At 63.1% G+C, this 24,937-nt stretch carries 28 protein-coding genes, 4 tRNA genes and 1 pseudogene; 27 read left to right on the forward strand and 6 right to left on the reverse strand.

The features are described from left to right. Positions 1–14 precede the first annotated feature (14 nt). Genes AC1DVN_RS18040 through AC1DVN_RS18055 form a run of 4 tightly spaced genes read left to right on the forward strand, consistent with a single transcriptional unit; the run spans position 15 to position 4,126 of the window. Positions 15–2,273 carry an ABC transporter permease gene (locus AC1DVN_RS18040; RefSeq protein WP_153212713.1) on the forward strand — a complete coding sequence of 753 codons (2,259 nt, stop codon included), beginning with the start codon at positions 15–17 and terminating at the stop codon, positions 2,271–2,273. Next, a complete protein-coding gene (locus AC1DVN_RS18045) occupies positions 2,266–3,009 on the forward strand; it encodes an ABC transporter ATP-binding protein (protein ID WP_020968954.1) in 744 nt (247 codons plus the stop codon). Before AC1DVN_RS18040 ends, AC1DVN_RS18045 begins: the two co-directional genes overlap by 8 nt. After that, positions 3,006–3,764 (forward strand): ABC transporter ATP-binding protein, encoded by a 759-nt coding sequence (locus AC1DVN_RS18050; RefSeq protein WP_019744330.1) that lies wholly within the window; start codon positions 3,006–3,008, stop codon positions 3,762–3,764. The genes AC1DVN_RS18045 and AC1DVN_RS18050 overlap by 4 nt, the downstream gene beginning before the upstream one ends. A 2-nt stretch (positions 3,765–3,766) precedes the next feature. Beyond that, on the forward strand, positions 3,767–4,126 hold the full coding sequence (locus tag AC1DVN_RS18055; protein ID WP_003942018.1) for a hypothetical protein: 360 nt from the start codon (positions 3,767–3,769) through the stop codon (positions 4,124–4,126). An 80-nt stretch (positions 4,127–4,206) separates the two neighbouring features. On the opposite strand, the gene AC1DVN_RS18060 is transcribed toward AC1DVN_RS18055, so the two are convergent. After that, positions 4,207–4,596 carry a VOC family protein gene (locus AC1DVN_RS18060; RefSeq protein ID WP_019744328.1) on the reverse strand — a complete coding sequence of 130 codons (390 nt, stop codon included), beginning with the start codon at positions 4,594–4,596 and terminating at the stop codon, positions 4,207–4,209. Between the two features lie 28 nt (positions 4,597–4,624). Next, positions 4,625–5,518 carry a 1,4-dihydroxy-2-naphthoyl-CoA synthase gene (locus AC1DVN_RS18065; protein ID WP_024487301.1) on the reverse strand — a complete coding sequence of 298 codons (894 nt, stop codon included), beginning with the start codon at positions 5,516–5,518 and terminating at the stop codon, positions 4,625–4,627. 83 nt (positions 5,519–5,601) lie between these two features. On the opposite strand from AC1DVN_RS18065, the gene AC1DVN_RS18070 reads away from it, so the two are divergent. From AC1DVN_RS18070 to AC1DVN_RS18080, 3 genes are read left to right on the forward strand one after another with little or no spacing between them, the layout of a single operon-like run. Next, positions 5,602–6,246, forward strand: coding sequence for a PaaI family thioesterase (locus AC1DVN_RS18070; RefSeq protein WP_024487302.1), 645 nt, complete (start codon positions 5,602–5,604; stop codon positions 6,244–6,246). A gap of 1 nt (position 6,247) precedes the next feature. Then, the gene (locus tag AC1DVN_RS18075) at positions 6,248–7,243 is read left to right on the forward strand and encodes an o-succinylbenzoate synthase (RefSeq protein ID WP_029254857.1); all 996 of its coding nucleotides are present in this window, start codon (positions 6,248–6,250) and stop codon (positions 7,241–7,243) included. Between the two features lie 48 nt (positions 7,244–7,291). Continuing rightward, the gene (locus AC1DVN_RS18080; RefSeq protein WP_003941973.1) at positions 7,292–7,738 is read left to right on the forward strand and encodes a DUF6918 family protein; all 447 of its coding nucleotides are present in this window, start codon (positions 7,292–7,294) and stop codon (positions 7,736–7,738) included. A gap of 64 nt (positions 7,739–7,802) precedes the next feature. Here the strand turns inward: AC1DVN_RS18080 and AC1DVN_RS18085 are convergent, their stop codons facing one another. Then, positions 7,803–8,630 carry a siderophore-interacting protein gene (locus tag AC1DVN_RS18085; protein WP_080909967.1) on the reverse strand — a complete coding sequence of 276 codons (828 nt, stop codon included), beginning with the start codon at positions 8,628–8,630 and terminating at the stop codon, positions 7,803–7,805. A gap of 58 nt (positions 8,631–8,688) precedes the next feature. Then, entirely contained in the window at positions 8,689–9,291 is a 603-nt protein-coding gene (locus AC1DVN_RS18090; protein ID WP_021343457.1) for a flavin reductase family protein, read from the reverse strand. A gap of 68 nt (positions 9,292–9,359) precedes the next feature. Between AC1DVN_RS18090 and menD the strand changes: the two genes are divergently transcribed. The 4 genes from menD (at position 9,360) to AC1DVN_RS18110 (ending at position 13,363) form a co-directional block, all read left to right on the forward strand. Then, entirely contained in the window at positions 9,360–10,973 is a 1,614-nt protein-coding gene (menD, locus tag AC1DVN_RS18095) for a 2-succinyl-5-enolpyruvyl-6-hydroxy-3-cyclohexene-1-carboxylic-acid synthase (protein ID WP_020906813.1), read from the forward strand. After that, positions 10,970–11,413 carry a DUF3592 domain-containing protein gene (locus AC1DVN_RS18100; protein WP_020968960.1) on the forward strand — a complete coding sequence of 148 codons (444 nt, stop codon included), beginning with the start codon at positions 10,970–10,972 and terminating at the stop codon, positions 11,411–11,413. The genes menD and AC1DVN_RS18100 overlap by 4 nt, the downstream gene beginning before the upstream one ends. Positions 11,414–11,481: 68 nt before the next feature. Further along, complete coding sequence (locus AC1DVN_RS18105) at positions 11,482–12,627, forward strand: glycosyltransferase family 4 protein (protein WP_029536746.1); 1,146 nt, start codon at positions 11,482–11,484, stop codon at positions 12,625–12,627. Between the two features lie 37 nt (positions 12,628–12,664). Beyond that, a complete protein-coding gene (locus tag AC1DVN_RS18110) occupies positions 12,665–13,363 on the forward strand; it encodes a demethylmenaquinone methyltransferase (RefSeq protein WP_003941879.1) in 699 nt (232 codons plus the stop codon). Positions 13,364–13,395: 32 nt separating this feature from the next. Here the strand turns inward: AC1DVN_RS18110 and AC1DVN_RS18115 are convergent. After that, positions 13,396–14,556 (reverse strand): annotated as a pseudogene (locus tag AC1DVN_RS18115) (geranylgeranyl reductase family protein); the annotation flags it as partial. A gap of 104 nt (positions 14,557–14,660) precedes the next feature. Here AC1DVN_RS18115 and AC1DVN_RS18120 point away from each other — a divergent pair. After that, complete coding sequence (locus AC1DVN_RS18120) at positions 14,661–15,710, forward strand: polyprenyl synthetase family protein (RefSeq protein ID WP_477994101.1); 1,050 nt, start codon at positions 14,661–14,663, stop codon at positions 15,708–15,710. 136 nt (positions 15,711–15,846) lie between these two features. Further along, a complete protein-coding gene (htpX, locus tag AC1DVN_RS18125) occupies positions 15,847–16,710 on the forward strand; it encodes a zinc metalloprotease HtpX (protein ID WP_007728460.1) in 864 nt (287 codons plus the stop codon). A 70-nt stretch (positions 16,711–16,780) separates the two neighbouring features. Here htpX and AC1DVN_RS18130 read toward each other — a convergent pair whose 3' ends face one another. Beyond that, the gene (locus tag AC1DVN_RS18130; protein WP_003941854.1) at positions 16,781–17,272 is read right to left on the reverse strand and encodes a YajQ family cyclic di-GMP-binding protein; all 492 of its coding nucleotides are present in this window, start codon (positions 17,270–17,272) and stop codon (positions 16,781–16,783) included. 224 nt (positions 17,273–17,496) lie between these two features. On the opposite strand from AC1DVN_RS18130, the gene AC1DVN_RS18135 reads away from it, so the two are divergent. From AC1DVN_RS18135 to rplL, 14 genes are all read left to right on the forward strand, one after another. Continuing rightward, positions 17,497–17,579, forward strand: a tRNA-Tyr gene (locus tag AC1DVN_RS18135). Positions 17,580–17,891: 312 nt separating this feature from the next. Then, positions 17,892–17,964, forward strand: a tRNA-Thr gene (locus AC1DVN_RS18140). 45 nt (positions 17,965–18,009) lie between these two features. Beyond that, positions 18,010–18,082, forward strand: a tRNA-Met gene (locus tag AC1DVN_RS18145). Positions 18,083–18,143: 61 nt separating this feature from the next. After that, complete coding sequence (gene rpmG, locus AC1DVN_RS18150) at positions 18,144–18,311, forward strand: 50S ribosomal protein L33 (protein WP_003941903.1); 168 nt, start codon at positions 18,144–18,146, stop codon at positions 18,309–18,311. An 86-nt stretch (positions 18,312–18,397) separates the two neighbouring features. Beyond that, positions 18,398–18,952 (forward strand): (3R)-hydroxyacyl-ACP dehydratase subunit HadA, encoded by a 555-nt coding sequence (gene hadA / locus AC1DVN_RS18155; RefSeq protein WP_019744315.1) that lies wholly within the window; start codon positions 18,398–18,400, stop codon positions 18,950–18,952. Beyond that, positions 18,939–19,364 (forward strand): (3R)-hydroxyacyl-ACP dehydratase subunit HadB, encoded by a 426-nt coding sequence (hadB, locus tag AC1DVN_RS18160; protein ID WP_003941909.1) that lies wholly within the window; start codon positions 18,939–18,941, stop codon positions 19,362–19,364. The genes hadA and hadB overlap by 14 nt, the downstream gene beginning before the upstream one ends. Positions 19,365–19,537: 173 nt before the next feature. After that, positions 19,538–19,610 (forward strand) — tRNA-Trp (locus AC1DVN_RS18165). A 31-nt stretch (positions 19,611–19,641) separates the two neighbouring features. Further along, on the forward strand, positions 19,642–20,145 hold the full coding sequence (gene secE, locus AC1DVN_RS18170; protein WP_020968963.1) for a preprotein translocase subunit SecE: 504 nt from the start codon (positions 19,642–19,644) through the stop codon (positions 20,143–20,145). An 84-nt stretch (positions 20,146–20,229) separates the two neighbouring features. Beyond that, positions 20,230–21,066, forward strand: coding sequence for a transcription termination/antitermination protein NusG (nusG, locus tag AC1DVN_RS18175; RefSeq protein WP_003942049.1), 837 nt, complete (start codon positions 20,230–20,232; stop codon positions 21,064–21,066). A gap of 66 nt (positions 21,067–21,132) precedes the next feature. Continuing rightward, positions 21,133–21,567 carry a 50S ribosomal protein L11 gene (rplK, locus tag AC1DVN_RS18180; RefSeq protein ID WP_003941896.1) on the forward strand — a complete coding sequence of 145 codons (435 nt, stop codon included), beginning with the start codon at positions 21,133–21,135 and terminating at the stop codon, positions 21,565–21,567. A 109-nt stretch (positions 21,568–21,676) separates the two neighbouring features. Further along, positions 21,677–22,396: a 50S ribosomal protein L1 gene (gene rplA / locus AC1DVN_RS18185; RefSeq protein WP_003941982.1), complete on the forward strand. Its 720-nt coding sequence runs from the start codon at positions 21,677–21,679 to the stop codon at positions 22,394–22,396. Between the two features lie 90 nt (positions 22,397–22,486). After that, positions 22,487–23,179 (forward strand): hypothetical protein, encoded by a 693-nt coding sequence (locus tag AC1DVN_RS18190; RefSeq protein ID WP_042951226.1) that lies wholly within the window; start codon positions 22,487–22,489, stop codon positions 23,177–23,179. 453 nt (positions 23,180–23,632) lie between these two features. Continuing rightward, on the forward strand, positions 23,633–24,217 hold the full coding sequence (rplJ, locus tag AC1DVN_RS18195; RefSeq protein ID WP_003942074.1) for a 50S ribosomal protein L10: 585 nt from the start codon (positions 23,633–23,635) through the stop codon (positions 24,215–24,217). Between the two features lie 78 nt (positions 24,218–24,295). Further along, positions 24,296–24,682, forward strand: a complete 387-nt coding sequence (rplL, locus tag AC1DVN_RS18200) for a 50S ribosomal protein L7/L12 (protein ID WP_003941857.1) — start codon at positions 24,296–24,298, stop codon at positions 24,680–24,682. The last annotated feature ends 255 nt before the right edge of the window (positions 24,683–24,937 follow it).

Genomic DNA, 24,937 nt, shown 5'->3' on the forward strand with positions numbered 1-24,937 from the left:
ACGAGGGTTCAGCCATGAACACTTTTGTCACTTTCACGATCCTGGGCCTGGTCCTGGGGTCGGTGTACGCGATCGCTGCCTCCGGGCTGGTGCTCACGTACAACACGTCAGGCATCTTCAACTTCGCGCACGGTGCACAGGCAATGCTCGGTGCGTTCATCTACTGGCAGTTGCGCTACGGCTGGGAACTTCCCACGGTTGTCGCCTTGCTGATCTCGTTGGTCCTGGTCGGTCCGCTGATGGGTCTCGGCCTCTACGTCCTGATCATGAAGGGGCTACGCGATACCGCCGAGGTCACCAAAATCGTTGTGACGGTATCGATCCTGCTCGGAATGCTCTCGATCTCGCACTGGTTCTGGCATCCCGAGACCGCCCGAACGATGCAGATGTTCTTCGGTGACCAGTCCAAGATCACGGTGTTCGGCGCGAGCATCCGCTACCACGAGCTGATCTGCATCCTCGTCGCGATCGCGATCGCCGTCGGCCTGCGTATTCTTTTCACGCGCACCCGTGCCGGTGTTGCGATGCGCGGTGTCGTCGACGATCCGGAACTACTGCGCCTCAACGGCCACAATCCGGAGCGTCTCGCGGCACTGTCCTGGGCGATGGGTTCGACGCTCGCAGTCCTGGCCGGCATCCTGATCACCCCGATCAGTGGCGGCACACTCGAGGCGAACATGTTGACGCTCTTGGTGATCGACGCGTTTGCCGCGGCCATGTTCGGTCGGTTGCGCAGCATCCCACGCACGTTTGTCGGCGCCGTGGTTCTCGGGCTTGCCGGTACGTACGTATTGGCGTACTTTCCGACCAGTTGGAGTTGGACGTCGAATTTCCGTGTCTCCCTACCGATGATCGCGCTGTTCGTCGTACTCATCGTCCTACCTCAGGACCGCCTGCGCGGCGCGGTCACTCGTACTCGTGAGCGGTACCACGTTCCGAGCGTGCGCAAGGCCGTCGTCTGGGGCGTAGCACTGATCGTCATCGTGTACCTGATCCGTCTGCTGATGGTGACGTCGGCGGTCACGACACTGACCATCGGAATGACTTTCGCGATCATCGCACTCTCGCTCACACTCCTCACCGGCTACGCGGGTGAATTGAACTTGGCGCCGGTATCTTTCGGCGCTATCGCGACCATCGTGGCCTTCCACTTCGGGATCTCAGGTTCCGGGTTGGCTGCGCACCTCAACCTGTGGGGCATCGTCGTCGGAGTCCTCGTCACCGCAGTGATCGGTGGCCTCGTCGCCCTGCCGGCGCTGCGGCTCAGAGGGCTGTATCTCGCGCTTGCGACCATGGCATTCGGAGTGTTCCTCTCCAACATGGTCCTTCGCGACACCACCGAACACGAGATGTTCGGCATGAAGTATTCGCTGTTCAAAGACGGCAACATCGCCCTCCCGCCGCTGAAGATCGGCCCGCTCGATCTGAGCAACGAAACGGTGTTCCTGATGACCGTGACCGCGCTGTTCTCGGTACTCGGCGTCGGCGTCATCGCGTTGCGTAACAGCGGCTACGGGCGCCGTCTCGCTGCGATGAAGGACAGCCCGGCCGGTTCGGCCATGCTCGGCCAGAGCCTGGTTCGGCTCAAGCTGAGCGTCTTCATGATCTCTTCAGGGATCGCCGGTCTCGGCGGCATTCTGATGTCGAGCGCGATGGGTTCCGTCTCGGGCGAGAGCTTTGCCATCATGGTCAGCCTCTCGCTGCTCATGCTGACCGTCGTCGCGGGCATCGGATACGTCACCGGCGCGCTGTTCGGTGGACTCATGGCCGGAATCGGCTTTGCCGTCATCATGGTCTCGTTCACCAATCTGGCTTCGGCGCAACCGGAGTTGGAGGGAATGTGGCTGCTGCTGGGCAACATCGCGGCCGTCAGCCCGGCCCTGATCGGCATCGGTGTCGGCGCGAACCCCAGTGGCACCGTGCACAGCGTGATCGACGGCTACCGTCGGCTCACCGATGCCAGGCCGGTTCTGATCGGCGGCGCCGCAGTCGTTCTGCTGACCTACGTCCTTGCTCTGACCGGCGTACTCGGCAACTGGTGGTTCGCATCCATCACGATCGCGGTGGTGTTCATGCTGCCCGTGATCGGCGAGATGGTCATGCCCCGTGCGGTTCTCACTCCGGAAGAATTGGCAGCCAAGGCGACAGTCGTTCCCGAAGACGTCGGGATCGACGTCCCGTACAGCCCCGAGATCCGTGACGAGATCGACCGCGAACTGGGGATTCCTCAGTACCAGGGCGGCTCGCCGAAGGAGTTGACCGCCCATGTCTGATGCACCTCTTCTCGAAACACGCGGTGTGAGCGTTCGTTTCGGTGGGCACGTCGCGGTCAAGGACGTTTCGCTCACCGTGCAACCCGGAACCGTGACGGGACTGATCGGACCGAATGGTGCGGGCAAGACGACGCTCTTCAACACCATCACCGGGCTGCAGAAACCCACGTCCGGTCAGGTGTTCCTCGGCGGCGTCGACGTGACGAAGCTGCCGCCGCACAAGCGGGCAGGTCGCGGGCTTGCGCGTACCTTCCAGCGGCTCGAACTGTTCGTCTCGCTGTCGGTGCGTGACAACCTGCGTGTCGCGGGAGACATCCACAAGGCGAACGGCCGCAACAAGATCGACGTGGACAGCGAGACGGATCGTCTGCTGGAGCTGACCGGGCTGACGGATGTCGCGGACAAGGACGTCGCGGACATCCCCACCGGACGCGCCCGCGTCGTCGAAGTTGCACGGGCGCTCATGACCGACCCGCGAGTGCTGCTGCTCGACGAACCGGCCTCGGGCCAGACCGAGCAGGAAACCGAGGTCTTTGCCGAGATGCTCACCGAGCTGGCGGCGGGTGGACTCGGAATCTGTCTGGTGGAGCACGACATTCCGCTGGTGATGAAGGTGTGCTCGACCATTCACGTGCTCGACTACGGCGCAGTCCTCGCATCGGGTGATCCGGAGAAGATCCGGACGGATCCGGAAGTGATCGCGGCCTACATCGGGACCGAGGAGGAGGCGGTATGACTTCAGCGAAAATTGGCGAGGCGAAAATCGACGAGGGCATACGCAGCCCCGACCGCGCCGAACCGTTGCTCGAACTGTCCGGTGTCCGTGCCGGTTACGGATCCATCGAGGTTCTGCACGGGGTGGATCTGGTACTCGAACCGGGCGCAGTGGTGGCGCTGCTCGGACCCAACGGTGGTGGCAAGACGTCGACGCTCAAGATCTGCTCAGGCGTCCTGCCGGTCACCCGCGGCGAGTTCCGGCTCGCGGGCCAGGTCGTGAACGGCGTCGAGCCTTCGGAGTTGGCGAGGCTGGGCGTCTGCTCCATCCCCGAGGGACGCGGGATCTTCGCAAACCTGACCGTGCGCGAAAATCTGTGGATCGCCACGGGAACGGGCGTCGGGTTGGCCGAACTCGAAGAGGTTGCGTACAGCAGGTTCCCGATCCTGGGGGAGCGGCGCGGGCAGTTGGCCGGATCGATGTCCGGCGGCGAGCAGCAGATGCTGGCGCTGTCACGGGCGCTCGGCACTCACCCGACGGTGCTCCTGCTCGACGAGCTGTCGATGGGTCTCGCACCGCGAATCGTCTCGCAGATGTACGACGTCGTCGGCTCGCTTGCAGCCGAAGGCATTTCCATTCTCGTCGCCGAGCAGTTCGCACGAGCGGTGCTGCCCATCGCGACCTCGGCCGCACTGATGTTGCAGGGACGCGTCGTGAAGACCGGCGATCCCCTCGACATCGAAAACGAACTTTCTACCAGTTATCTAGGAGGATGACGATGACTACTCTCGCCGAAGATCGCCGTGAGGAATTCAAGAAGAACATCGCAGAGTTGAAGCTGGACAAGAAGCAGGCAGGCGGCGACGCTGCGACGCGCATCGCCGGCCTGGTGCTCATGGTCGTCGGTGTGGTCGGCGCCTTCGTCGTCTACATCTCTTCGCTGACGCTCTCGGACCTGCGGGATCTGGTGTCGTACCAGATCCTCACCGTGGTTTTCCTCGCCCTGACAGTGGTCGGTGCCGCACTCTTCCTGGCCGCATCGGTGGCAAAGGTGCTGCGGCTGTGGTTGGTTCGCCAACTGCTCGAGGGTCAGGCCCAGACAGATCAGATCTCTCAGGCGCTGAGCACGCGCAACTGATCTCTGCGAAGAACCGACAGATGCCCGCCACGAAAGTCGTGGCGGGCATCTGTCACTGCTCGGCTACAGTGGTGTCTCGACTACGCGGACGGTGGCCGGGAATCGCGTCGGATGGGATGGTCCTCCGGGATCTGCACCATCACGATCGGTGTCCCGTCCGGGTCGGCGATCCACATCTCGTGCAGACCCCACGGTTCTTGCCTGGCCTCGCGGGCGATCTTGACTCCGGCGAGAACCAGTTCGGTCTGAGCGGCAGTGAGGTCACGGACCTGCAGCCAGATCGCGCCGCGAAAGCCACCTTCGCCGGTGCCGCCGTGCGCAGCGACTTCGATCAGCCCTTGGCCGGCGAAGAAGACTGTGCCGCCGGGATATTCACGAGCGATCGCCAGACCGAGGGTGTCTCGGTAGAAGCTCAGCGTTCGTTCGTACTCGCTCGGGCGCAATATCGTACGGCTACTCAGAATCTCCACGTCCGACCTCCCTCTCGCACCTACTGTCTCAGAAGTACCAGGGATATGGTGACCAATCGGGATCACGCTTTTCGAGGAACGAGTCGCGACCCTCGACGGCCTCGTCGGTCATGTACGCCAAACGTGTTGCCTCACCGGCGAACAGCTGCTGGCCGACCAACCCGTCGTCCTGCAGGTTGAACGCGTACTTGAGCATCCGCTGTGCCTGCGGCGACTTGCCGTTGATCTTGCCTGCCCAGTCGATCGCGACGTTTTCGAGTTCCGCGTGGTCGACAACCTTGTTGACCGCGCCCATCTGATGCATTTCCTCGGCGGTGTACGTCTCACCCAGGAAGAAGATCTCGCGAGCGAACTTCTGGCCCACCATCTTTGCCAGATAGGCGCTGCCGTAGCCGCCGTCGAAGCTTCCGACGTCGGCGTCGGTCTGCTTGAACCGTGCGTGCTCGCGGCTGGCGAGCGTCAGGTCGCACACCACGTGCAGGCTGTGACCGCCGCCCGCAGCCCAACCGTTGACCAGGCAGATCACGACCTTCGGCATGAAGCGGATCAGGCGCTGGACCTCGAGGATGTGAAGGCGTCCGGCGCGTGCTTTGTCGACGGTGTCCGCCGTTTCACCTTCGGCGTACTGGTAGCCACTGCGGCCACGGATGCGCTGGTCTCCGCCCGAGCAGAACGCCCAGCCGCCGTCCTTCTCGCTCGGTCCGTTGCCGGTGAGCAGGACCGCTCCCACGTCGGAGGTCATACGGGCGTGATCGAGCGCGCGGTACAACTCGTCGACGGTGTGCGGGCGGAACGCATTACGTACTTCCGGTCGGTCGAAGGCGACGCGAACGGTGCCTTGACTGACGTGCCGGTGGTACGTGATGTCGGTGAGGTTCTCGAATCCGGGAACAGGGCGCCAGAGCTGCGGGTTGAAGGTCACCTCAGTCACGATAGAGGCACGCCTCGCGTGTCTAACGGATGCCTGAGGTAGAACACGTTCCCGGGCGCGCTAACGTGCAGGTCATGAGCGAACAAACCGCAGACGGCACGGAGATCGTCACAGACGGTGAGAAGCGGGGCGGATTTCCACGGTTCCGGCACACTCCTGCAGGTCCGGACTTCGGCCGCTTCGTCGAAGCGATGCGCAGGTTGCAGGACCTTGCCGTCTCGACCAATGTTCCCGACGACGTACTCGCTGACATCGCTACGCAGGCCGAGGAGCTTGCCGATCGGTTGACTCCGTACGAGGTGCCGGAGGGCAAGTCGCCCGCGGGCTCGAACATCCAACTGCCCGGACGCGGCAGCCTCCTCATGCTCCCGTGGATGGTCGAGAAGTTCGACACCGAAGGAGTCCGCAGTACCGGCGTCTTCCGCCGCTACCACCTGGGCGGCAACGGTGCCGCTCACGGCGGCGTCCTGCCCTTGCTGTTCGACGACGTCTTCGGGATGACGGTCCACGCGGGTGGTCGTCCGATTTCCCGGACCGGCTACCTCCACATCAACTACCGTGCGATCACTCCGCTCAACACGCAACTGGTGATCGAAGGGAAGGTGGATCGGGTCGAGGGTCGCAAGACCTTTGTCAGCGCACGCCTGACCGACCTCGACGGCAAGCTCCTCGCCGACGGTGAGGCGCTCATGATCGAACTGCTTCCAGGACAGCCCTGACATGTTCCCCTCGTTCGACGATCTGATCTCGGACGCCGTGGTGCTCGCGCTGCCGATGCGAGTTCGCTTTCGCGGCATCACGACTCGTGAGGCTCTGCTCGTTCGTGGCCCGGCCGGGTGGGGAGAATTCGCACCGTTCGTCGAGTACGACGACGACGAGGCGTCGCAGTGGTTGCTCGCCGGGATCGAGGCGGCGTGGCTGGGTCCGCCGCCTGCGCTTCGTCACGCCGTTCCCGTCAACGCCACCGTGCCGGCGATCGACGCCTCTGCCGTTCCGCAATTGTTGGAGCGCTTCCCCGGGGCCCGGACCGCCAAGGTCAAGGTCGCCGAGAAGGGGCAGTCGTTGGCGCAGGACGTCGCCCGGGTGAACGAGGTGCGTCGGCACATCCCGAACGTGCGCGTCGACGCCAACGGCGGTTGGAGTGTGGACGAGGCGATCACGGCTTTGCGAGCGATCACCGAAGACGGTGAACTCGAATACGCGGAGCAGCCGTGTGCAAGCGTCGAGGAACTGGTCAGCGTCCGCGCCGCGGGGACCGGTGTGCGGATCGCCGCCGACGAGAGCATTCGCCGTGCCGAGGACCCGTTGCGCGTCGTACGAGCCGGGGGAGCGGACGTAGCCGTCGTGAAGGTGCCCCCGCTGGGCGGAATGCGTGCTGTGGTGGCGCTGTCGGCGCAGCTGGCGGACTACGGGGTGCCGGTGGTGGTCTCGAGTGCGCTGGACACGGCTGTGGGGATGTCCGCGGGACTGGCGGCCGCGGCAGCCTTGCCCAGGCTTCCGTTTGCCTGCGGCCTCGGCACGGGCGGCCTGTTCGTCCGGGATATCGCGGTCACCGGAGCAGCCGTCGACGGCGCTTTGTCCGTTGGTGCCGTCGAGCCTGATCCGGTTCTGCTCGAGACGCTGGCCGCGCCCGCGGACCGGCGCGACTGGTGGTTGGAGAGGGCCAGGCGCTGCCATCGGATACTCGGCAGTAGAGACCTGCCGAATTTCGTATAGTCTCGGGCGCGACCTGATGAACATCAGTGAAGAATGAAGGGATCGAAAGTGGTTGCAGCTCTGAACGAAACCCTGCTCGAGGAGTCACGGGTTCCCGCGGTCGTCGCGGACGTGCAGACCTTGATCGACGCAGAGGTTTCGGATAAGTCGGGGGCCTCAGGGCTGGCTCTCAAGGGTGGCTACGGCGCGGTCAAGAAGGTGAGCCCGTCCATCGTGCCGGACGCCGTCACCGCGCTTCTGCCGGCTTTCGTGGCAAAGCTCGAGCCGTACTGGCAGGAATTCTCGGCTTCCGGTGAAGGCAGCTTCGCCGATTTCATCAGCGCCCGCGGTGACGCGGTTGCCGATTCCCTCCTCGAGGTGACGGACGAGCGTATCGAAGGTAGCGACAAGGCCGTCGTCAAGTCGATGTACTCGAAGCTGCGCGGTTCGGCCAAGAAGCATGTGACTGCAGCTCTGCCGCGTCTGGGCGATGTGATCCAGAAGCACGCTGCATAAGCGAACGTAGACAACGAGCGGCCCGGGAGATTCTCCCGGGCCGCTCGTTTTTTGCATTCGTTTGTCAGTGAGCCGAATGTCCGTGGCGCCAGAAGCCGGTGAAGGTGATGTCGGTCTTGGCGAACTTTCGGTCGTTCACGAGATGCCGACGCAGCCCGGTGGTGAGTGCCTGTTCGCCGGCGACAAACGTGTAGGACGGCCCCTCGGGCAGTTCGGCGGCGCGGACGGTCTCGAGGGTCAGAACACCCGGCGTTGCGTGTTCGTCCTCGCGAACGAGCCAATGCACGTTGACGTTCGCCAACTCCGGAATGTCTTGCTTGTCTTCGATGTTCGGAATCTCGACGAAGACCTCGGCACGCAGGTCTGCCGGCGCGGTTTCCAGAATGCCGATGATCGCCGGAAGTGCGCTCTCGTCGCCGACGAGCAGTTGCCACTTGGCTTCGGGTGTGGGGTTGTAGATGCAGCCTTCGTCGAGGAGTGCGACATTGTCGCCGGTCGACGCGATGTCCGCCCACGCGGATGCCGGGCCGATGTCGCCGTGATAGGCGAAGTCGATGTCGATCTCCGTGGTCTCACCGAAGAGACCGGATCCGGCAGCACGGTAGGCGCGAATCGTGTAGTTGCGCACGACCGGTCGCGTGTCCTTGGACATCAACAGGTACTGCGCGTACCAGAGATTGCTTGCCGCGCTCGGCAACCGGAGTTCGCTCTGGCCGACCTGCGGGATGAACATGCGGAACCACTGATCGGCACCCATCGGTGCGATGGTGGACAGCTCTTCGCCGGCAATGGTCACTCGGATGAAGCTCGGGCTGATTCGTTTGTTCGCCACGACCTGCGCCGACACGATACTGCGTGAGGCCGGTTTCACGAACTTGGCGCGCTTGGCCATGACTGGTTGCTCCCTGATTAGCTGTTACTCGTACCTAATCAGGTAACCCTAACCTGATTTACGGCCGGTGTGGAGTGGTGGGTCTGTCCTTTTCGACGACTTCGGGAGGAAGACCCCACTGCGCTCGGCCAAGTCGGCTCATCGGTGCGATTGCCGCGAAGTCCGGTAACCCGTCGTCGGCGACAGCCTCGGGACGTACTGCGACCGCGACCACATTTCCCATCACGACAAATGAATTACCGACCTCGATGACCTGGTGAAGCGTGCATTCGATGGCGATCGGGGAGTCGGCGACCCGGACAGGGCGAACCCGCTCGCTCGGTTCGCTACGGATGTTCAACTCGAGAAATTCGTCGGCCTCGGCGTCGTAGAAGGCCGAACTCTTGTTCACCACGTCTGCGAGCGTGGCGGTCGCCAGGTTGATCACGAATTCGCCGGTCGCTTCGATGTTGCGCAGACTGTCCTTGCGTCCGACCGACGTGAACTGCACGATCGGCGGCGCCGAACTTGCCACGGTGAAAAAGCTGTACGGAGCCAGATTGCCGACGCCGTCCGCCGACAGGGTGGACACCCAGGCAATCGGCCGGGGGACCACCGAAGCGGTGAGTAACTGATAGAACCGGCGGGGTTCGAGCTCGGCTGGATCGAAGAGTGTGCGCACCCACACATAATGCCGCTGTCCCCGCCCCTGGGCATGCTTGCACCCGAACATCTGACACTCTTGAAGGCGTGAATCCGTCCACTGCACAAGCCACAGCCGTCGTCGACGAACTGGTTCGTGGTGGCGTGCGTGAAGTCGTGCTGTGTCCAGGCTCTCGCAACGCGCCCCTCGCATTTGCCCTCCAGGCCGCCGATCTCGACGGCCGGTTGCGTCTGCACATGCGGATCGACGAGCGGACAGCAGGCTTTCTGGCACTCGGACTGGCAATCGCCGGGAAACGACCGGTCCCCATCGTGATGACCTCCGGGACCGCCGTCGCGAATCTCGGACCTGCTGTCCTCGAGGCCAACTATGCGCGAGTGCCGCTGGTGGTCCTGAGCGCCAACCGGCCTTACGAGATGCTCGGCACCGGCGCCAACCAGACCGTCGAGCAGCTCGGGCTCTTCGGCAGTCAGGTTCGCGCAACCATCAGCCTGGGCTTGGCCGAAGACGATTCGACGCAGAACAGCCAGTGGCGCTCGGCGGTCTGCCGGGTCCTCGCCGCTGCCCGCGGAACCAGATCCGGAAACGCGGGTCCGGTGCATTTCGACATCCCGCTCCGTGAGCCGCTGGTGCCGGACGTGCACGTCCATGGCCCGGTTCCGGAGGGCCGTCCAGGCGGTGCAGCCTGGACCACCACGCAGAACGCGACGCTCGATGTTCCGGTCGATCTGGACCTCACCGCAGATACGGTGGTCATTTCCGGACACGGCAGCGCACTTCGGCCTGAGCTGGCCGGCCTGCCGACGGTGGCCGAGCCGACGGCTCCGATGCACGGGATCGCACTGCATCCACTCGCGCTCTCGCAACTCAAGCCCAAGCAGGCGATCATCACCGGCCGCCCGACGTTGCATCGTCAGGTCTCGAAGGTTTTGGCCGATCCGAGCGTCGACGTCTACGCGCTGACCACCGGGCCGCGCTGGCCCGACGTATCCGGCAACGTGCTCGCCACGGGAACCAGGGCAGTGGTCACCGGGACGCCCGATCCCGCCTGGATTGCTCGATGCGCCGCGCTGACCGAACACGCCGAAACTGCCGTCCGCAAGCAACTCGACGCCCACCCCAAAGCCACTGGCCTGCACGTGGCAGCTGCCGTGATGGATGCACTCGCGGACGGCGACCAGCTTCTGCTCGGCGCGTCCAACCCCGTTCGCGACGCGGCCCTCGTGAGCTATCCCAAGCCCGCCGTGCGGGTGCTGTCCAATCGCGGGGTCGCAGGTATCGACGGCACCGTCTCGGCGGCGGTCGGTGCCGCACTGGCATACGAGGGCGGCCGGACCGTCGCTCTCATGGGCGACCTGACCTTCCTGCACGACGCGTCCGGGCTGCTGATCGGGACCGGTGAGCCGAGGCCGAGCGACCTCACCATCGTCGTGGCCAACGACGACGGCGGCGGCATCTTCGAGCTCCTCGAACAAGGCGACCCGCAGTACGCCGGCGTCTTCGAGCGAGTGTTCGGAACACCGCACGGCATGGACCTCGCTGCGCTGTGCGCGGCCTACCGCGTGCCGCACGCAGCCGTCACCGTCGACGCCCTGGCAACGACGCTGGCGCAACCCGCAAACGGCATTCGTGTGCTCGAAGTCGCGACAGATCGCAGTGGACTGCGCGAACTCCACGCTTCCGTGCGAGCACAGCTGTGACGCAAACGGTTCTGCGGCGCTTCCGCATCGGCGTACTCGTGGTTGCGGTCGGCATTTCGGTGCTCGCGGTGATCCTGGTTCTCGGTGCCTGGCGCAACGATCGGACCATCGAATCGAACATGGGGACCGCAACCGCCGAGGTGCTCTCGGCAGGCTCGCTACGTTCGGCGATCAGCTTCGTGACACCAGACGGCGCGAATCACAACCCTGAACTCGGCGTGCTCTACCCCACCAATCTGACTGTGGGACAACGCATCGAGGTGGAGTACTCCAAAGCCGACCCTGATTTGGTCCGGGTAGCGGGACGCAACGCGACGGTGGCGCTGATCCCGGCGGGATCGGTGATCGTCGTGACGTGGCTCCTGGCTGGACCGTCGATCTGGTACCTGCGCAAGCGGGAAGCGGGAGCTCCGGGATCGGCGCCGGTCGCCTCGAGTTAGTTCGCGCTTCGCCGGAACTTCACACGAACATGACGTGGACTTTTCCTGGCCCTGTCACCGTTCTCGGTGTGAGAGTAGCCATCGTTGCGGAGTCATTCCTGCCCAACATGAACGGCGTCACCAACTCGGTACTACGCGTGCTCGAACACCTCGATCGCACTGGCCACGACGCCATGGTCATTGCGCCGGACACTGTCGGATCCGACACCTCTGCCGCCACCGAACACGAAGGTGTTCAGGTGGTTCGGGTGCCCGCCGTCATGGTGCCCAAAGTCAGTTCACTCCCCGTCGGCCTGCCACAACCGCGTCTGACGACGGCCGTGCGGACCTTCGCGCCCGACGTCGTCCATCTGGCGTCGCCGTTCCTGCTCGGCGCCGGGGGAGTGGCCGTCGCCAAGCGGCTCGCGATACCCACCGTCGCGGTTTACCAGACCGACGTCGCCGGATTTGCCGAAAGCTACGGTCTCGGCGTCACCAGTCGCGCCGCGTGGGCGTGGACCCGTCGAATCCACAAGAGCTGCAACAGGACCCTTGCGCCATCCACGTCGGCAGTCGACGCCCTCGAAGAGCACGGCATTCCGCGCGTGCACCGGTGGGCCCGCGGCGTCGACGCACAACGATTCGCGCCTTCGCGTCGTAGCTCGGCGTTGCGGCAGTCCTGGATCGGCGACAGCGACAGGTTGGTGGTCGGCTTCGTCGGTCGCCTCGCGCCCGAAAAGCATGTCGAGCGACTGGCCGTGCTGGCGGCCGATCCCAGCGTGCAGATCGTGATCGTCGGAGACGGCCCGGATCGCGAGAACCTACGACGACTGATGCCGGATGCGATCTTCACCGGACAACTCGGCGGTACCGCGCTGGCCGACGCCTATGCGAGCCTGGACGTATTCGTTCACCCCGGCGAGCACGAAACTTTCTGCCAGGCGGTTCAGGAAGCCCTCGCGAGCGGTGTACCTGTCGTCGGACCGGACGCCGGTGGACCACGTGACCTGATCTCGCATTGCCGCAACGGCTACCTCCTGCCGACGGACAGGTTCACCGAACTCCTGCCAAGCGCCGTCGACGCACTTCGTCAGCGTGATCTGCGGGTGCAGTTCGGCTCCGCAGCGAGGCGCTCGGTGCTGCACCGGACCTGGCCGGCAATCTGCGAAGAGTTGCTCCGTCACTACGAGGACGTGCAGGGCCTCGGGCGGCGAACGGGTGCCAGAGCAGCCTGAACGCCCTCGCTGCCCGAGGGTTGGTAGCGTTTCGGGTGTGGCCACTACACACGGAACCCGAGCAACTCTCGAGAAGCAACCGCACGAAGTCGCGTCGATGTTCGACGACGTCGCGGAGCGATACGACCTCACCAACACCGTGCTGTCCTTCGGCCAGGACAAGGGTTGGCGCAAGGCCACCCGCGAAGCCCTCGACCTCAAGCCGGGCGAGAAGGTACTCGACCTCGCCGCCGGAACCGGAGTCTCGACCGTCGAACTGGGGCGCTCCGGTGCCTGGTGCGTCGCCACCGACTTCTCCAAGGGAATGCTCAAGGCCGGAATATCGCGCAAAGTTCCGATGGTCGCAGGTGACGCGATGTACCTGCCCTATGCCGACAACGTGTTCGATGCCGCGACGATTTCCTTCGGCCTGCGCAACGTCTCCGACTTCGAAGCCGGACTGCGCGAGATCGCCCGCGTTACCAAGCCGGGCGGCCGCCTCGTCGTCAGTGAGTTCTCGACGCCCGTCTTCGGGCCCTTCCGCACGGTCTACATGGAGTACCTCATGAAGGCGCTCCCGCAGGTCGCACGCACCGTCAGCAGCAACCCCGACGCCTACGTCTACCTCGCCGAATCGATCCGTGCCTGGCCGACCCAGGAAGAGCTGGCTCGCAAGATCGAGGCTGCCGGGTGGAAGAACGTCAAGTGGCGCAACCTCACCGGCGGCATCGTGGCGCTGCATTACGCCACTGCCTGAACTGCTGTGCGCCTTTATTAACCCCCGGCGGTTAATAAAGGAACGGCGACCGTCATCAGTGCCCGTGAGCGCATCGCGATCGGGCCCGAGGCGGGCAGGAATTGCGGAACCGTCAGCAGGCCTGCGAGCCGGCGCGCGACCGAGAACGCCTGCCCGTAATGCTCCCGAAGCACGGTCGGCCACAGCTCCGTGAGGTCGTCGGCGCCGAGCTGTTCGACCACCAGACGTCCGCCTTCGAGGCCGTAGTCGATGCCCTCACCGTTGAGCGGGTTCACACACGCTGCGGCGTCGCCGATCACGGCCCAGTTGCGTCCGGCGATGTTGGAGACGGCGCCGCCCATGGGTAGCAAAGCCGAAGCGACGGAATGAATTTCGCTGCTCCACTGCCACTCGCTTCGGCGCTGGTCGGTGTACAAGTCGAGCAAGGGACGTAGGGCACCCGGCGCCGGGCGCTTGGACGTCGCCAGTGTCCCGACGCCGATGTTCACCTCGCCGGTGCCGAGCGGGAAGATCCAGCCGTACCCCGCCTGCAACGTGCCCTCGGCGTCCCGCAGTTCCAGATGCGAGGTGATCCACGGGTCGGCGCTGCGCGGCGTCGCGACGTAAGCGCGTGCCGCGACGCCGTACGCGGTGTCCCGGTGCCACTGCCGTCCCAGCTTCTTGCCGAGCGTCGAGCGAACGCCGTCGGCGATGATCAGCGTCCGGCAACGAAGAGTGCTGCGTCCCGAGGGGCCGGCGAGTACGACGGCGGCTACTCGATCACCGTCGAGTTCGACGTCGACGGCCTTGGTGCCCTCGACCATGACCGCGCCGGATTCGACGGCGCACCGGCGAATGGCGTCGTCGAGTTCGGTCCGAGGGATCGCACTGCCGATCGGCGGGAACGACGTCCCCGGCCACTCGAGTTCGAGTTCTTGTCCGAAGCCGGACAACCGCAAGCCCTTGTTCGTCGTATGTGACCGAACCCACTCGCCGAGGCCGAGGAGATCCAGTTCGGCTACGGCGCGCGGAGTGAGTCCATCACCACAAGTCTTGTCTCGCGGGAACACGGCAGCGTCCACCAGCACGACGTCTCGGCCGCTGCGGGCGGCCCAAGCCGCGGCCGAAGAACCCGCGGGACCTGCGCCGATGACCACAATGTCGGTTTCGGTCGGAAGCGAATCGACGACGGGGGACTGCTCTTCTACAGACACACTCACATCTTCCCAGGCTCGCGATCGCCACCGTGGCGAGGCCGTCCCGAGTGCGAACCGCTAGGTTCACTACCGTGGGAACCGAGCCGTCACTGACGACAGGAATGGGTACTGACATCGTGAGCACCGAAAAGACTGCTGCCGACGCAACCGCATCGAGCACCGTCGTTGCAGGCATCGACCTGGGCGACGAACAGCTCGCCGCAGTAGTGCGTGGTGGACTCTCCGATGTCGAGGAGTTGTTGGTCAGCGAGCTGTCCGACGGCGAAGACTTCCTCACCGAGGCCGCGCTGCATCTCGCGCGAGCCGGGGGAAAGCGCTTCCGTCCGTTGTTCACGATCCTGACCGCGCAACTCGGACCGGTGCCGAACGATCCGTCGATCATCACCGCAGCGACTGTCACCGAACTCGTTCACCTGGCGACGCTCTATCACGACGACGTCATGGACGAGGCCTCCATGCGGCGCGGAGCACCCAGCGCCAACGCCCGCTGGGGAAACAGCGTGGCGATCCTGGCCGGCGACTATCTGTTCGCGCACGCATCACGCCTGGTATCGACGCTCGGACCCGAAGCCGTTCGGATCATCGCCGAAACCTTCGCCGAGCTGGTCACCGGCCAGATGCGCGAGACGATCGGCGTCAAGAAGGAACAGGATCCGGTCGAGCATTACCTCAAGGTCGTGTGGGAGAAGACCGGTTCGCTCATCGCTGCATCCGGACGATTCGGCGGCACCTTCTCCGGCGCCGACGCAGCTCACATCGAGCGCCTCGAGCGCCTGGGTGACGCCGTCGGCACCGCGTTCCAGATCTCCGACGACATCATCGACATCTCCTCCGTATCGGCGCAGTCCGGCAAGACTCCGGGCACCGACCTGCGCGAGGGTGTCCACACCCTGCCCGTCCTGTACGCGTTCCGCGAAGAAGGAGCCGACGCAGATCGCCTGCGGGAGCTGCTCGTGGGCCCGGTCACCGAAGACGCTTTGGTAGAAGAAGCTCTCGAACTGCTCGAGCGTTCGCCGGGCATGGTCAAGGCGAAGGCAAAGCTGGGCGAGTACGCAGTCTCGGCAAAGGCCCAGTTGGCCGAGCTCCCGCAGGGACCGGCGAACGAAGCGCTCGTGCGTCTCGTCGACTACACGATCGAACGAGTCGGCTGACACACCTGGGGTGAAACCCTGACGACCCTGGGTGGGAACCCTGATGACCCTGTCCTTCGTTGACTGAACAGAACCGGTGCATACACCGGGGAGTTCGAGTGAGCCTTCGGCTCCAGCGAGGCAAGAGGTGAGCAGTTTGCACGGCTACGCGAACGGTGCGAAGACATTCGGGTTGTTGGTGGGGATGTCAGCGCTGATCGTCTTCATCGGCTCGCTGTTCAACAGCCCGTTCCTTCTGTGGGGATCCGTTCTGTTTGCCGTCGGCATGAATGCCTACGTGTACTTCAACAGCGACAAGCTGGCGCTTCGATCGATGCGCGCCCAGCCCATCACCGAGGTCGAGGCACCGGCGATCTACCGGATCGTGCGCGAACTCGCCACGACGGCGCACCAACCGATGCCCAGGCTGTACGTCAGCCCCACGAACGCCCCGAACGCGTTTGCCACCGGTCGTAGCCCTCGGCACGCCGCGGTGTGCGTGACCAGCGGCATCATGCAGATCCTGAACGAACGCGAACTGCGCGCCGTACTCGGGCACGAACTCTCCCACGTCTACAACCGGGACATTTTGATCTCGTCCGTGGCCGGCGCGATGGCCAGCGTCATCTCTGGCCTGGCCAACTTCGCGATGTACGCGAGCATCTTCGGTGGCCGAGGGAATGGGCAGGGAAGTAATCCGATCGCCTTGCTGCTCGTCTCCCTACTGGGACCGATCGCGGCAACCGTGGTCAAGCTGGCCGTCTCGCGCTCTCGCGAGTATCAGGCTGATCAATCGGGAGCCGAACTCACCGGTGACCCGCTGGCGTTGGCGTCGGCGCTGCGCAAGCTCGAGTCGGGCGTGGCAGCCGCGCCGTTGCCGCCTGAGCCCAAGCTCGCGGCGCAGTCACACCTGATGATTGCCAACCCCTTCAGAGCGGGGGACAAGGTGAGCAAGCTGTTCTCGACGCATCCGCCCATGGCGGATCGTATCGAGCGTTTGGAGAAGATGGCCGGGATGTAAGGCCTTCGGCCCCTGTGCGCGGTTAGGCAGTCCCAGGACTCCTTAACCGCGCACAGGGGCGCAGCCCCTACTACCGGTAGTTCACGAACTGCAGGGCGATCCCGAAGTCCTCACCCTTGAGCAGGGAGATGACGCCCTGGAGGTCGTCGCGCTTCTTGCTGCTCACACGAAGCTCTTCGCCCTGGATCTGCGCCTTGACGCCCTTGGGGCCCTCGTCGCGAATCTTCTTGGTGATCTTCTTCGCGTTCTCGCTGCTGATGCCCTGGACCAAGGTTCCGGACAGCTTGTAGATCTTTCCGGACTGCGCCGGCTCGCCGGCATCGAATGCCTTCAACGAGATGTCACGACGGATCAACTTTTCCTTGAACACGTCGAGGGCGGCCAGCAGTCGCTCCTCGGTGTCGGCGTTCAACGTGATCGTCTCTTCACCAGACCACTCGATCGACGCTCCCGTGTTTCGGAAGTCGAAACGCGTGGTCAACTCCTTGGCAGCCTGATGCAGGGCGTTGTCCACCTCTTGACGGTCAACCTTGCTCACCACGTCGAAGGACGAATCAGCCACTTCACACTCCCGCTTTCCGGTAGTTCACGAACATCGAGTTCTGCCCACCTTCCATACCGGTGGACACCTCGACGTTATCGGGTCGGCACCGCCCGTTACCACCCGGTTTGCAAAATGGGGGTGTGTTCGTTGTATTCTTCTCACCGCACCGAGGAAGCCGTTTTCGGCCGCCGCACGTCGCGATATACTTGCGAATGCGCCGGATCGAAGCCTGGTGCAAGCACGGCAGATTGCCCGAGCGGCCAATGGGAGCGGACTGTAAATCCGTCGGCTTATGCCTACGTAGGTTCGAATCCTACATCTGCCACACCAAGTCAGCCCCGATTCTCTTTACGAGAGTCGGGGCTGACTTTTTTTGTGCTTGTTCCGAGGTCGGGTGCGCGTTGGTGACGCCGGCGTCGGCTGCGGCTCAGGGGCCTCGGGAGTGCTTCTGGGGATGGCTTCGGGGGAGTGCGGGGTCAAGTTGGTTCCCGCAAAGCCCTCGCCAGCGGCCCCGATCGGTGCAACAATGGGCTCCGGCACCATTTTTGCCCCGATGACCAGCGGATTTGGTGCTGGCGCTCGTTCGTGTGTAATCTTTCGGAGGCTTCAAGAGAGCGGCAACGCACTCCTGAGCCACGCCCCCTTAGCTCAGTCGGTAGAGCGTTTCCATGGTAAGGAAAAGGTCAACGGTTCGATTCCGTTAGGGGGCTCGCTGGATTGTGGTGCCGTGCTTTCCGCGCGACACTCGACACCGAGGCGGTGTAGCTCAGTTGGTAGAGCAAACGACTCATAATCGTTGCGTCGCCGGTTCAAGTCCGGTCACCGCTACACAATATGCATGATCCACCCTGATTGCTCGTAATCAGATACACCCGAAAGAAGGCATCCCGTGGCCTCCTCGACCGACGTTCGGCCCAAGATCACCTTGGCCTGCGAGGTATGCAAGCACCGCAACTACATCACCAAGAAGAATCGGCGCAACGACCCCGATCGCCTGGAGCTCAAGAAGTTCTGCCCCAACTGCGGAACCCACCAGTCGCATCGCGAGTCGAAGTAGTAAGTCCTTAACAGGACGACGATTTTCGCGGAAGACCCTCTCTGGGCCTGCGTCTTCGGGTCCTAGCTAGAAGAGAGTCTCACCGCGTGACAGATTTGCAAGAGAACCAGGCAGCGGCCGAGGTCCCTACGGACCCGGCCGCTCATGCCGTCCAGATGGTCGGTCACCACTATCGTGTCGAAGACTTCTACGAGGTCGGACGCGAGAAGGTGCGCGAGTTCGCTCGCGCCGTCCAGGACGCGCATCCTGCGCACTACGACGAATCGGCAGCCAAAGGCCTCGGATACGACGGCCTGATTGCTCCCATTACGTTCGTCGCCATCGTGGGTGCCATTGCTCAGCGACGTCTGTTCGAAGAGATCGTCACCGGCTACGACTTGAGTCAGATTCTTCAGACCGATCAGCGACTGGTGCTGCACAAGCCCATGCAGGTCGGTGACCGACTCTTCTGCGACGTTTTCCTGGATTCGTTCAGGCAGGCCGCAGGTAGCGACATCATCGTGACCAAGAACATCATCACCGATCAGAACGACGAAGCAGTTGTCACCACGTGGACAACGCTCGTTGCTCGAACGGGTGGGGAAGTGGACGAGAACATCGCCCACGCAGTCAAGGACGTGATGATGCATGTCGCTTCGTAAATTTTCCGACGTGAGTGTCGGCGAACTTCTCCCCGAGAAGTCCGTCACCCTGACGCGTGGAAACCTCGCCAACTACGCGGGTGTTTCGGGAGATCCCAATCCGATTCACTTCAGTGACGAGGTCGCACGACTTGCCGGCTTGCCGGACGTCGTCGCGCACGGCATGCTCTCCATGGGCATCGGTGCCGGTTACGTCACCGAATGGCTGGGAGATCCGGGTGCAGTGACCGAGTACAACGTACGGTTCACGAGCCCGGTGATCGTGGCAGCCGACAAGGCTGCCGAGATCGAGTTCACCGCCAAGGTGAAGTCGATCGACGAAGAAAGCAAGACCGCAGTACTGGCAATCGTGGCCAAGTCCGAAGGTAAGAAGATCTTCGGTCGTGCCACCGCCACGGTCCGTCTAGCCTGATCGCAGGGCGGATTGTGTTTGTTCCGGGGCTTTGAAGTACACTGAGATTTCTGGGATTCCTCAGCGCTGCGCGCTGCCCTGAATGTTGCAAGACATTCACCTCGGGTAGCGCGTATGTTGTGTGATCGCAGAACGGTTGATTCAGGCAGGGTTCACCTGTCGATGTTAACCAAAGGGGCGTAGCTCAACTGGCAGAGCAGCGGTCTCCAAAACCGCAGGTTGCAGGTTCAAGTCCTGTCGCCCCTGCCCCCGGATGCCAGCGACTGAGAGGAACGACGTGAGCGAGGAGCGCGCCAAGCGCGACGCCGACACTTCGGATGCGGAGACTTCAACGTCTGCCGATTCGACCGGTGTCGACGACACTGCAGCTGACGCGACTACGCGTTCCGATCTGTCGTTGGACAAGGACGGTGCCGAGAAGGCTCCCTCCGCATCCAGTGGGGTTTCCAACAAGCCGACCGGCAAGCGCGCTGCACGCGGCGCCTCGGTCAGCGCGTCCACCGTGAAGACTCCGGCCCGGACGGCATCCCGGACATCTTCGGCCAAGCCGACTGCAACGAACCCCGGCAAGAAGCCCAAGGCGAAGAAGGACAACATCTTCAAGCGCCTGCGCAAATTCTTCCGCGAGGTCATCGCAGAACTCCGTAAGGTCATCTGGCCGAACCGCAAGCAGATGATCACCTACACCAGCGTCGTGCTGACGTTCGTGGTCTTCATGGTCGCTTTCATCAGCGGCGTCGATATCGCTGTGATCAAGGGTGTCACCTGGCTGTTCGGCTGATCGCCGTAGCAGTCGGGCGTCTTTGCCTGCGAGCGCGACAAGACCCGACCCGGGTCCGAGTAACGAGAGGAAGCGAGTGCCCCAGTGAGCACCCCCGAGAACGACACGAATGAGGCTTTGGCCGAAGAGCGTGTTTCTGCCGAGGCGGCAGCCGAAGTAGACGTCGTGGTTGCCGAAGGCACCGATGCAGACGTTGCCGAAGGCACTGATGCAGACGCTGCAGCGACCGAGGACGTCATCTCCGACGATGCCGAGAACTCCGACGAGGCCGCTCCCGCCGCCGAGCTCGAGGTCGAGGATCCCGTTGCCGAACTCAAGGCTGCGCTGCGTCGCGCCCCGGGTGACTGGTACGTCATCCACTCGTACGCCGGTTACGAGAACAAGGTCAAGACCAACCTCGAGACTCGCGTTCAGAACCTCGACGTCGGTGACTACATCTTCCAGGTGGAAGTTCCCACCGAAGAGGTCACCGAGATCAAGAACGGCCAGCGCAAGCAGGTCAATCGCAAGGTTCTGCCCGGATACATCCTCGTTCGCATGGAGCTCAACGACGAGTCGTGGGGCGCAGTGCGCAACACGCCTGGCGTCACCGGTTTTGTCGGTGCCACGTCGCGTCCCTCGCCGCTGACCCTCAACGAGGTCGTCAAGTTCCTGCTCCCGCAGCAGGAGCAGAAGAAGCAGCAGGCTGCAGCGGCCGCCGTCGCAGCAGGCGAGGCACCGTCCGAGTCCTTCGGCAAGCCCCTCATCGAGGTCGACTTCGAGGTCGGCGAGTCGGTCACCGTCATGGACGGCCCGTTCGCAACCCTTCCGGCCAGCATCAGCGAGGTCAACGGCGAGCAGCAGAAGCTCAAGGTTCTCGTGTCGATCTTCGGTCGTGAAACCCCGGTTGAGCTCAACTTCAACCAGGTCGCGAAGATCTGACCACCCCAAAACTTGCAATTTGTTCGACGCAAGACACACACCCAAGCTAGAAACTAGGAACTAGAGATGCCCCCAAAGAAGAAGAAGCTCGCCGGGCTCATCAAGCTGCAGATCCAGGCAGGTCAGGCTAACCCTGCACCTCCCGTGGGTCCCGCGCTCGGTCAGCACGGCGTGAACATCATGGAGTTCTGCAAGGCCTACAACGCGGCGACTGAGTCCCAGCGCGGCAACGTTGTGCCGGTCGAGATCTCGGTCTACGAAGACCGGACCTTCGATTTCAAGCTGAAGACCCCTCCCGCCGCCAAGCTGCTCCTCAAGGCAGCCGGCGTCGCCAAGGGCTCCGGCGAACCGCACAAGACCAAGGTTGCCTCGGTGACCATGGATCAGGTGCGCGAAATCGCGAAGACCAAGGCTGAAGACCTCAATGCCAATGACATCGAGCAGGCCGCGAAGATCATCGCCGGCACCGCTCGTTCCATGGGCATCACGGTCCAGGGCTAATAGTCCGCTCCACAGCACTACGTGGGAGGGCCGGCCAGGCCCCGACCACAACTGAACCATTCACCACTGCACAGGTAATTCGCTGCAGTGATAAGTAAGGACAGAACAAATGGCAAAGCGCAGCAAGGCGTACCTCGCCGCCGCTGAGAAGATCGACGCAGACAAGCTCTACAGCCCGCTTCAGGCTGCAAAGCTCGCCAAGGAGACGTCGTCCACCAAGATGGATGCAACCGTTGAGGTTGCAGTTCGTCTGGGCGTCGACCCCCGTAAGGCTGACCAGATGGTCCGCGGAACGGTCAACCTGCCCCACGGCACCGGTAAGACCGCTCGCGTCATCGTGTTCGCTGTTGGCGAGAAGGCAGCAGAAGCCGAGGCTGCAGGCGCTGACGTAGTCGGTGCAGAAGACCTGATCGAGCGCATCCAGGGTGGATGGGTCGATTTCGACGCCGCAATCGCGACTCCTGATCAGATGGCCAAGGTCGGCCGCATCGCCCGTGTCCTCGGACCGCGTGGCCTGATGCCGAACCCGAAGACGGGCACCGTCACGGCGGATGTCACCAAGGCTGTCAACGACATCAAGGGCGGAAAGATCAACTTCCGCGTCGACAAGCAGGCCAACCTGCACTTCGTCATCGGCAAGGCATCGTTCGACGATGAGAAGCTGGTGGAGAACTACGGCGCAGCCCTGGACGAGATCCTGCGTGCGAAGCCCTCGTCGGCCAAGGGTCGCTACGTGAAGAAGATCACGGTCTCGACCACCACCGGTCCGGGCATCCCGGTGGATCCGAACCGTACTCGCAACCTCCTCGAGGATGCTGCAGACGCGTAAGCAGTCCGCATACGAACAAGAAGGCCGGCAGGGATCACTCCCTGCCGGCCTCCAAAGGTGGTATCGATCCAACGGTGGCATCATCGGGGTATGCACGAAGCGTTCCAGTTCCTCGGAAACTTTTGGTGGCTGATCTTCGTTTTCGGCGGCACCATCGGTGGGGCGCTGAAAGGTGTCGCGGTTGCCAACGAAAGGCGGATCGAGCGCCGGCAAGAGCGCTTCCGGCTCAAGCAGGAGACCAAGGTCGCCATCGCGCAGGCCAACGCACAACATCACGCCGACGAAGAAACACAACGCCGAGAGCTGGCCAAGGCCATCGAGCAGCACGATGCGGTCGACGCCCGATGGTTCTCGTACGAGCTCGATCCGGTCACACTGCTCGACACTCCGATGATGACGGACATGCGTGAGCCTTTGACGGCCGATTTTCATCGAGCCAAATATCGTGCCGATCTGCTCCGTCCAGGCAATCCGGAGACGATGATCGGTAACCAGCAGGCGCAAACCGAGTACCGCGAGGCGGTGCACACTTACTCGATCGCCTTCGAGATCGCGGAAGCGGAGGCGAAGCGTCGCCGACGGAGCGGATTCACCCTCGACGAACAAGAGCGCCTGGTAAGGGCGCAACGTCTGCTGCGCCTGGCCATGGACGATGGCGCGACGCCACAGGAACGTCAGAGTGCGTATCGGAAGGCTCACAAGGAACTCGACGGGCTGCTGGTGCTGCCGGACCGAGCTCGGGCAGAGATCGAACACAAGATCGCCAGGGCCATCGGTGCTTGAAGAAACCGGGTGCTTGAAGAAACCGGGTGCTTGAAGAAACCGGGTGCTTGAAGAACCCGATTTGGTTATGCAGCGAGTAGTCAGGTAGTCTTCGACGCGGAGTTCAGTGCTGGATATGAACTTCACCCCAAAATCATGTTCTACCCAAGACCGTTGGTGATTGCACTCAGTAATGAGTGTGGTTGAAAGTCCGGGAGTGCCCGGCGGCCCACGTAGGTGAACGAGGTAGGGGGATAGCTTGATGTAGTGGTTCTACAGTTTGCCTGGTTATGCACTGCTTTGCGTTGCATCGTTACGCTGATTCGTAAGCCTCTTCTTCATGTTTCCTCTGTACGCCCCGTGCGCTTGCGCCGGGGCGTTTTGCATGTCGCGGACTGTGTCTTCTCGGGTTCACCCCGATGAGGTGCAGCGGTTCCTGAGTGGGACAACGACTGTCACGAGAGGAGGCGAAGTATGGCAAAGCCTGAGAAGGTTTCCGCAGTTGCGGAAATCACCGAGCAGTTCAAGGGTTCGACCGCCGCTGTGGTCACGGAATACCGTGGCCTTTCGGTTGGCAACATCACGACACTGCGACGCGCTCTCGGAGAAGGTGCCACCTACTCCGTCGCCAAGAACACCCTGGTCAAGCGTGCCGCCGCAGAGGCTGGCATCGAGGGCCTTGATGACCTGTTCGTTGGTCCGACCGCCATTGCATTCATCAAGGGCGAACCGGTCGACGCTGCGAAGGCTCTGAAGAACTTCGCTAAGGACAACAAGGCGCTCATCATCAAGGGCGGCTACATGGACGGCGCTGCGCTGTCCGTGGAAGAGGTCAACAAGATCGCGGATCTCGAATCCCGCGAAATCCTGTTGGCAAAGCTTGCCGGCGCGATGAAGGGCAACTTGGCAAAGGCCGCAGGCCTGTTCAATGCTCCCGCTTCGCAGATGGCCCGTTTGGCCGCTGCCCTGCAGGAGAAGAAGGCCGCAGAAGGCGGAGCCGCAGAGGCCCCCGCAGAGGCTGCCACCGAGGCTCCGGCCGAGGCCGAAGCCGAAAGCTGATCCGCACCCGCGCATCACTGCTATAACCCCGCCCGGTCGCGGATCAGCGACATGGGACTTACAGGAAGGACCGCCACAATGGCGAAGCTCAGCACCGAAGAGTTGTTGGACCAGTTCAAGGAGCTCACCCTCCTCGAGCTCTCGGAGTTCGTTAAGGCATTCGAGGAGACCTTCGAGGTCACCGCTGCTGCTCCCGTCGCCGTCGCCGCTGCAGGCGCACCGGCTGCCGGCGCAGAAGCTGCTGAAGAGCAGGACGAGTTCGACGTCGTCCTCGAGTCGGCTGGCGACAAGAAGATCCAGGTCATCAAGGTCGTCCGTGAGGTCGTTTCCGGCCTCGGCCTGAAGGAAGCCAAGGACCTCGTCGAGAGCGCTCCGAAGGCCATCCTCGAGAAGGTTGCCAAGGACGCCGCAGAGGCTGCCAAGGAAAAGCTCGAAGCTGCCGGCGCAAAGATCGTCATCAAGTAAGACGGTTTTCCCGCTGCTCTTCGCGAGTAGTAACGAAGAGGGCCACTCCCCACGGGGAGTGGCCCTCTTTTTTTGAACTTTTTTCGCGGGTGATATGTCGGAATCCATGCAGGTGGGAGGGGTGCCCGAACTAGGCTGTGACCTGAATTATGCTTCTTCCCTACTCGTTAGTAGTATTCGCAGTCACGGGTACCACTCCCATGCGATAGAGTGACCCAACCCACACGGGTGCATGCATGCAACGGACGTCGCGGA

Source organism: Rhodococcus sp. P4_E4, from assembly GCF_056401575.1.

Coding starts and splice junctions, on each gene's coding strand:
- AC1DVN_RS18120 (WP_477994101.1), top strand. CDS start 14,661: ATGGGTACTGACATCGTGAGCACCGAAAAGACTGCTGCCGACGCAACC.
- AC1DVN_RS18055 (WP_003942018.1), top strand. CDS start 3,767: ATGACTACTCTCGCCGAAGATCGCCGTGAGGAATTCAAGAAGAACATC.
- AC1DVN_RS18085 (WP_080909967.1), bottom strand. CDS start 8,630: ATGGCCAAGCGCGCCAAGTTCGTGAAACCGGCCTCACGCAGTATCGTG.
- rplJ (WP_003942074.1), top strand. CDS start 23,633: ATGGCAAAGCCTGAGAAGGTTTCCGCAGTTGCGGAAATCACCGAGCAG.
- hadB (WP_003941909.1), top strand. CDS start 18,939: ATGTCGCTTCGTAAATTTTCCGACGTGAGTGTCGGCGAACTTCTCCCC.
- AC1DVN_RS18075 (WP_029254857.1), top strand. CDS start 6,248: ATGTTCCCCTCGTTCGACGATCTGATCTCGGACGCCGTGGTGCTCGCG.
- AC1DVN_RS18045 (WP_020968954.1), top strand. CDS start 2,266: ATGTCTGATGCACCTCTTCTCGAAACACGCGGTGTGAGCGTTCGTTTC.
- rplL (WP_003941857.1), top strand. CDS start 24,296: ATGGCGAAGCTCAGCACCGAAGAGTTGTTGGACCAGTTCAAGGAGCTC.
- AC1DVN_RS18040 (WP_153212713.1), top strand. CDS start 15: ATGAACACTTTTGTCACTTTCACGATCCTGGGCCTGGTCCTGGGGTCG.
- rplA (WP_003941982.1), top strand. CDS start 21,677: ATGGCAAAGCGCAGCAAGGCGTACCTCGCCGCCGCTGAGAAGATCGAC.
- rplK (WP_003941896.1), top strand. CDS start 21,133: ATGCCCCCAAAGAAGAAGAAGCTCGCCGGGCTCATCAAGCTGCAGATC.
- AC1DVN_RS18190 (WP_042951226.1), top strand. CDS start 22,487: ATGCACGAAGCGTTCCAGTTCCTCGGAAACTTTTGGTGGCTGATCTTC.
- AC1DVN_RS18070 (WP_024487302.1), top strand. CDS start 5,602: ATGAGCGAACAAACCGCAGACGGCACGGAGATCGTCACAGACGGTGAG.
- AC1DVN_RS18050 (WP_019744330.1), top strand. CDS start 3,006: ATGACTTCAGCGAAAATTGGCGAGGCGAAAATCGACGAGGGCATACGC.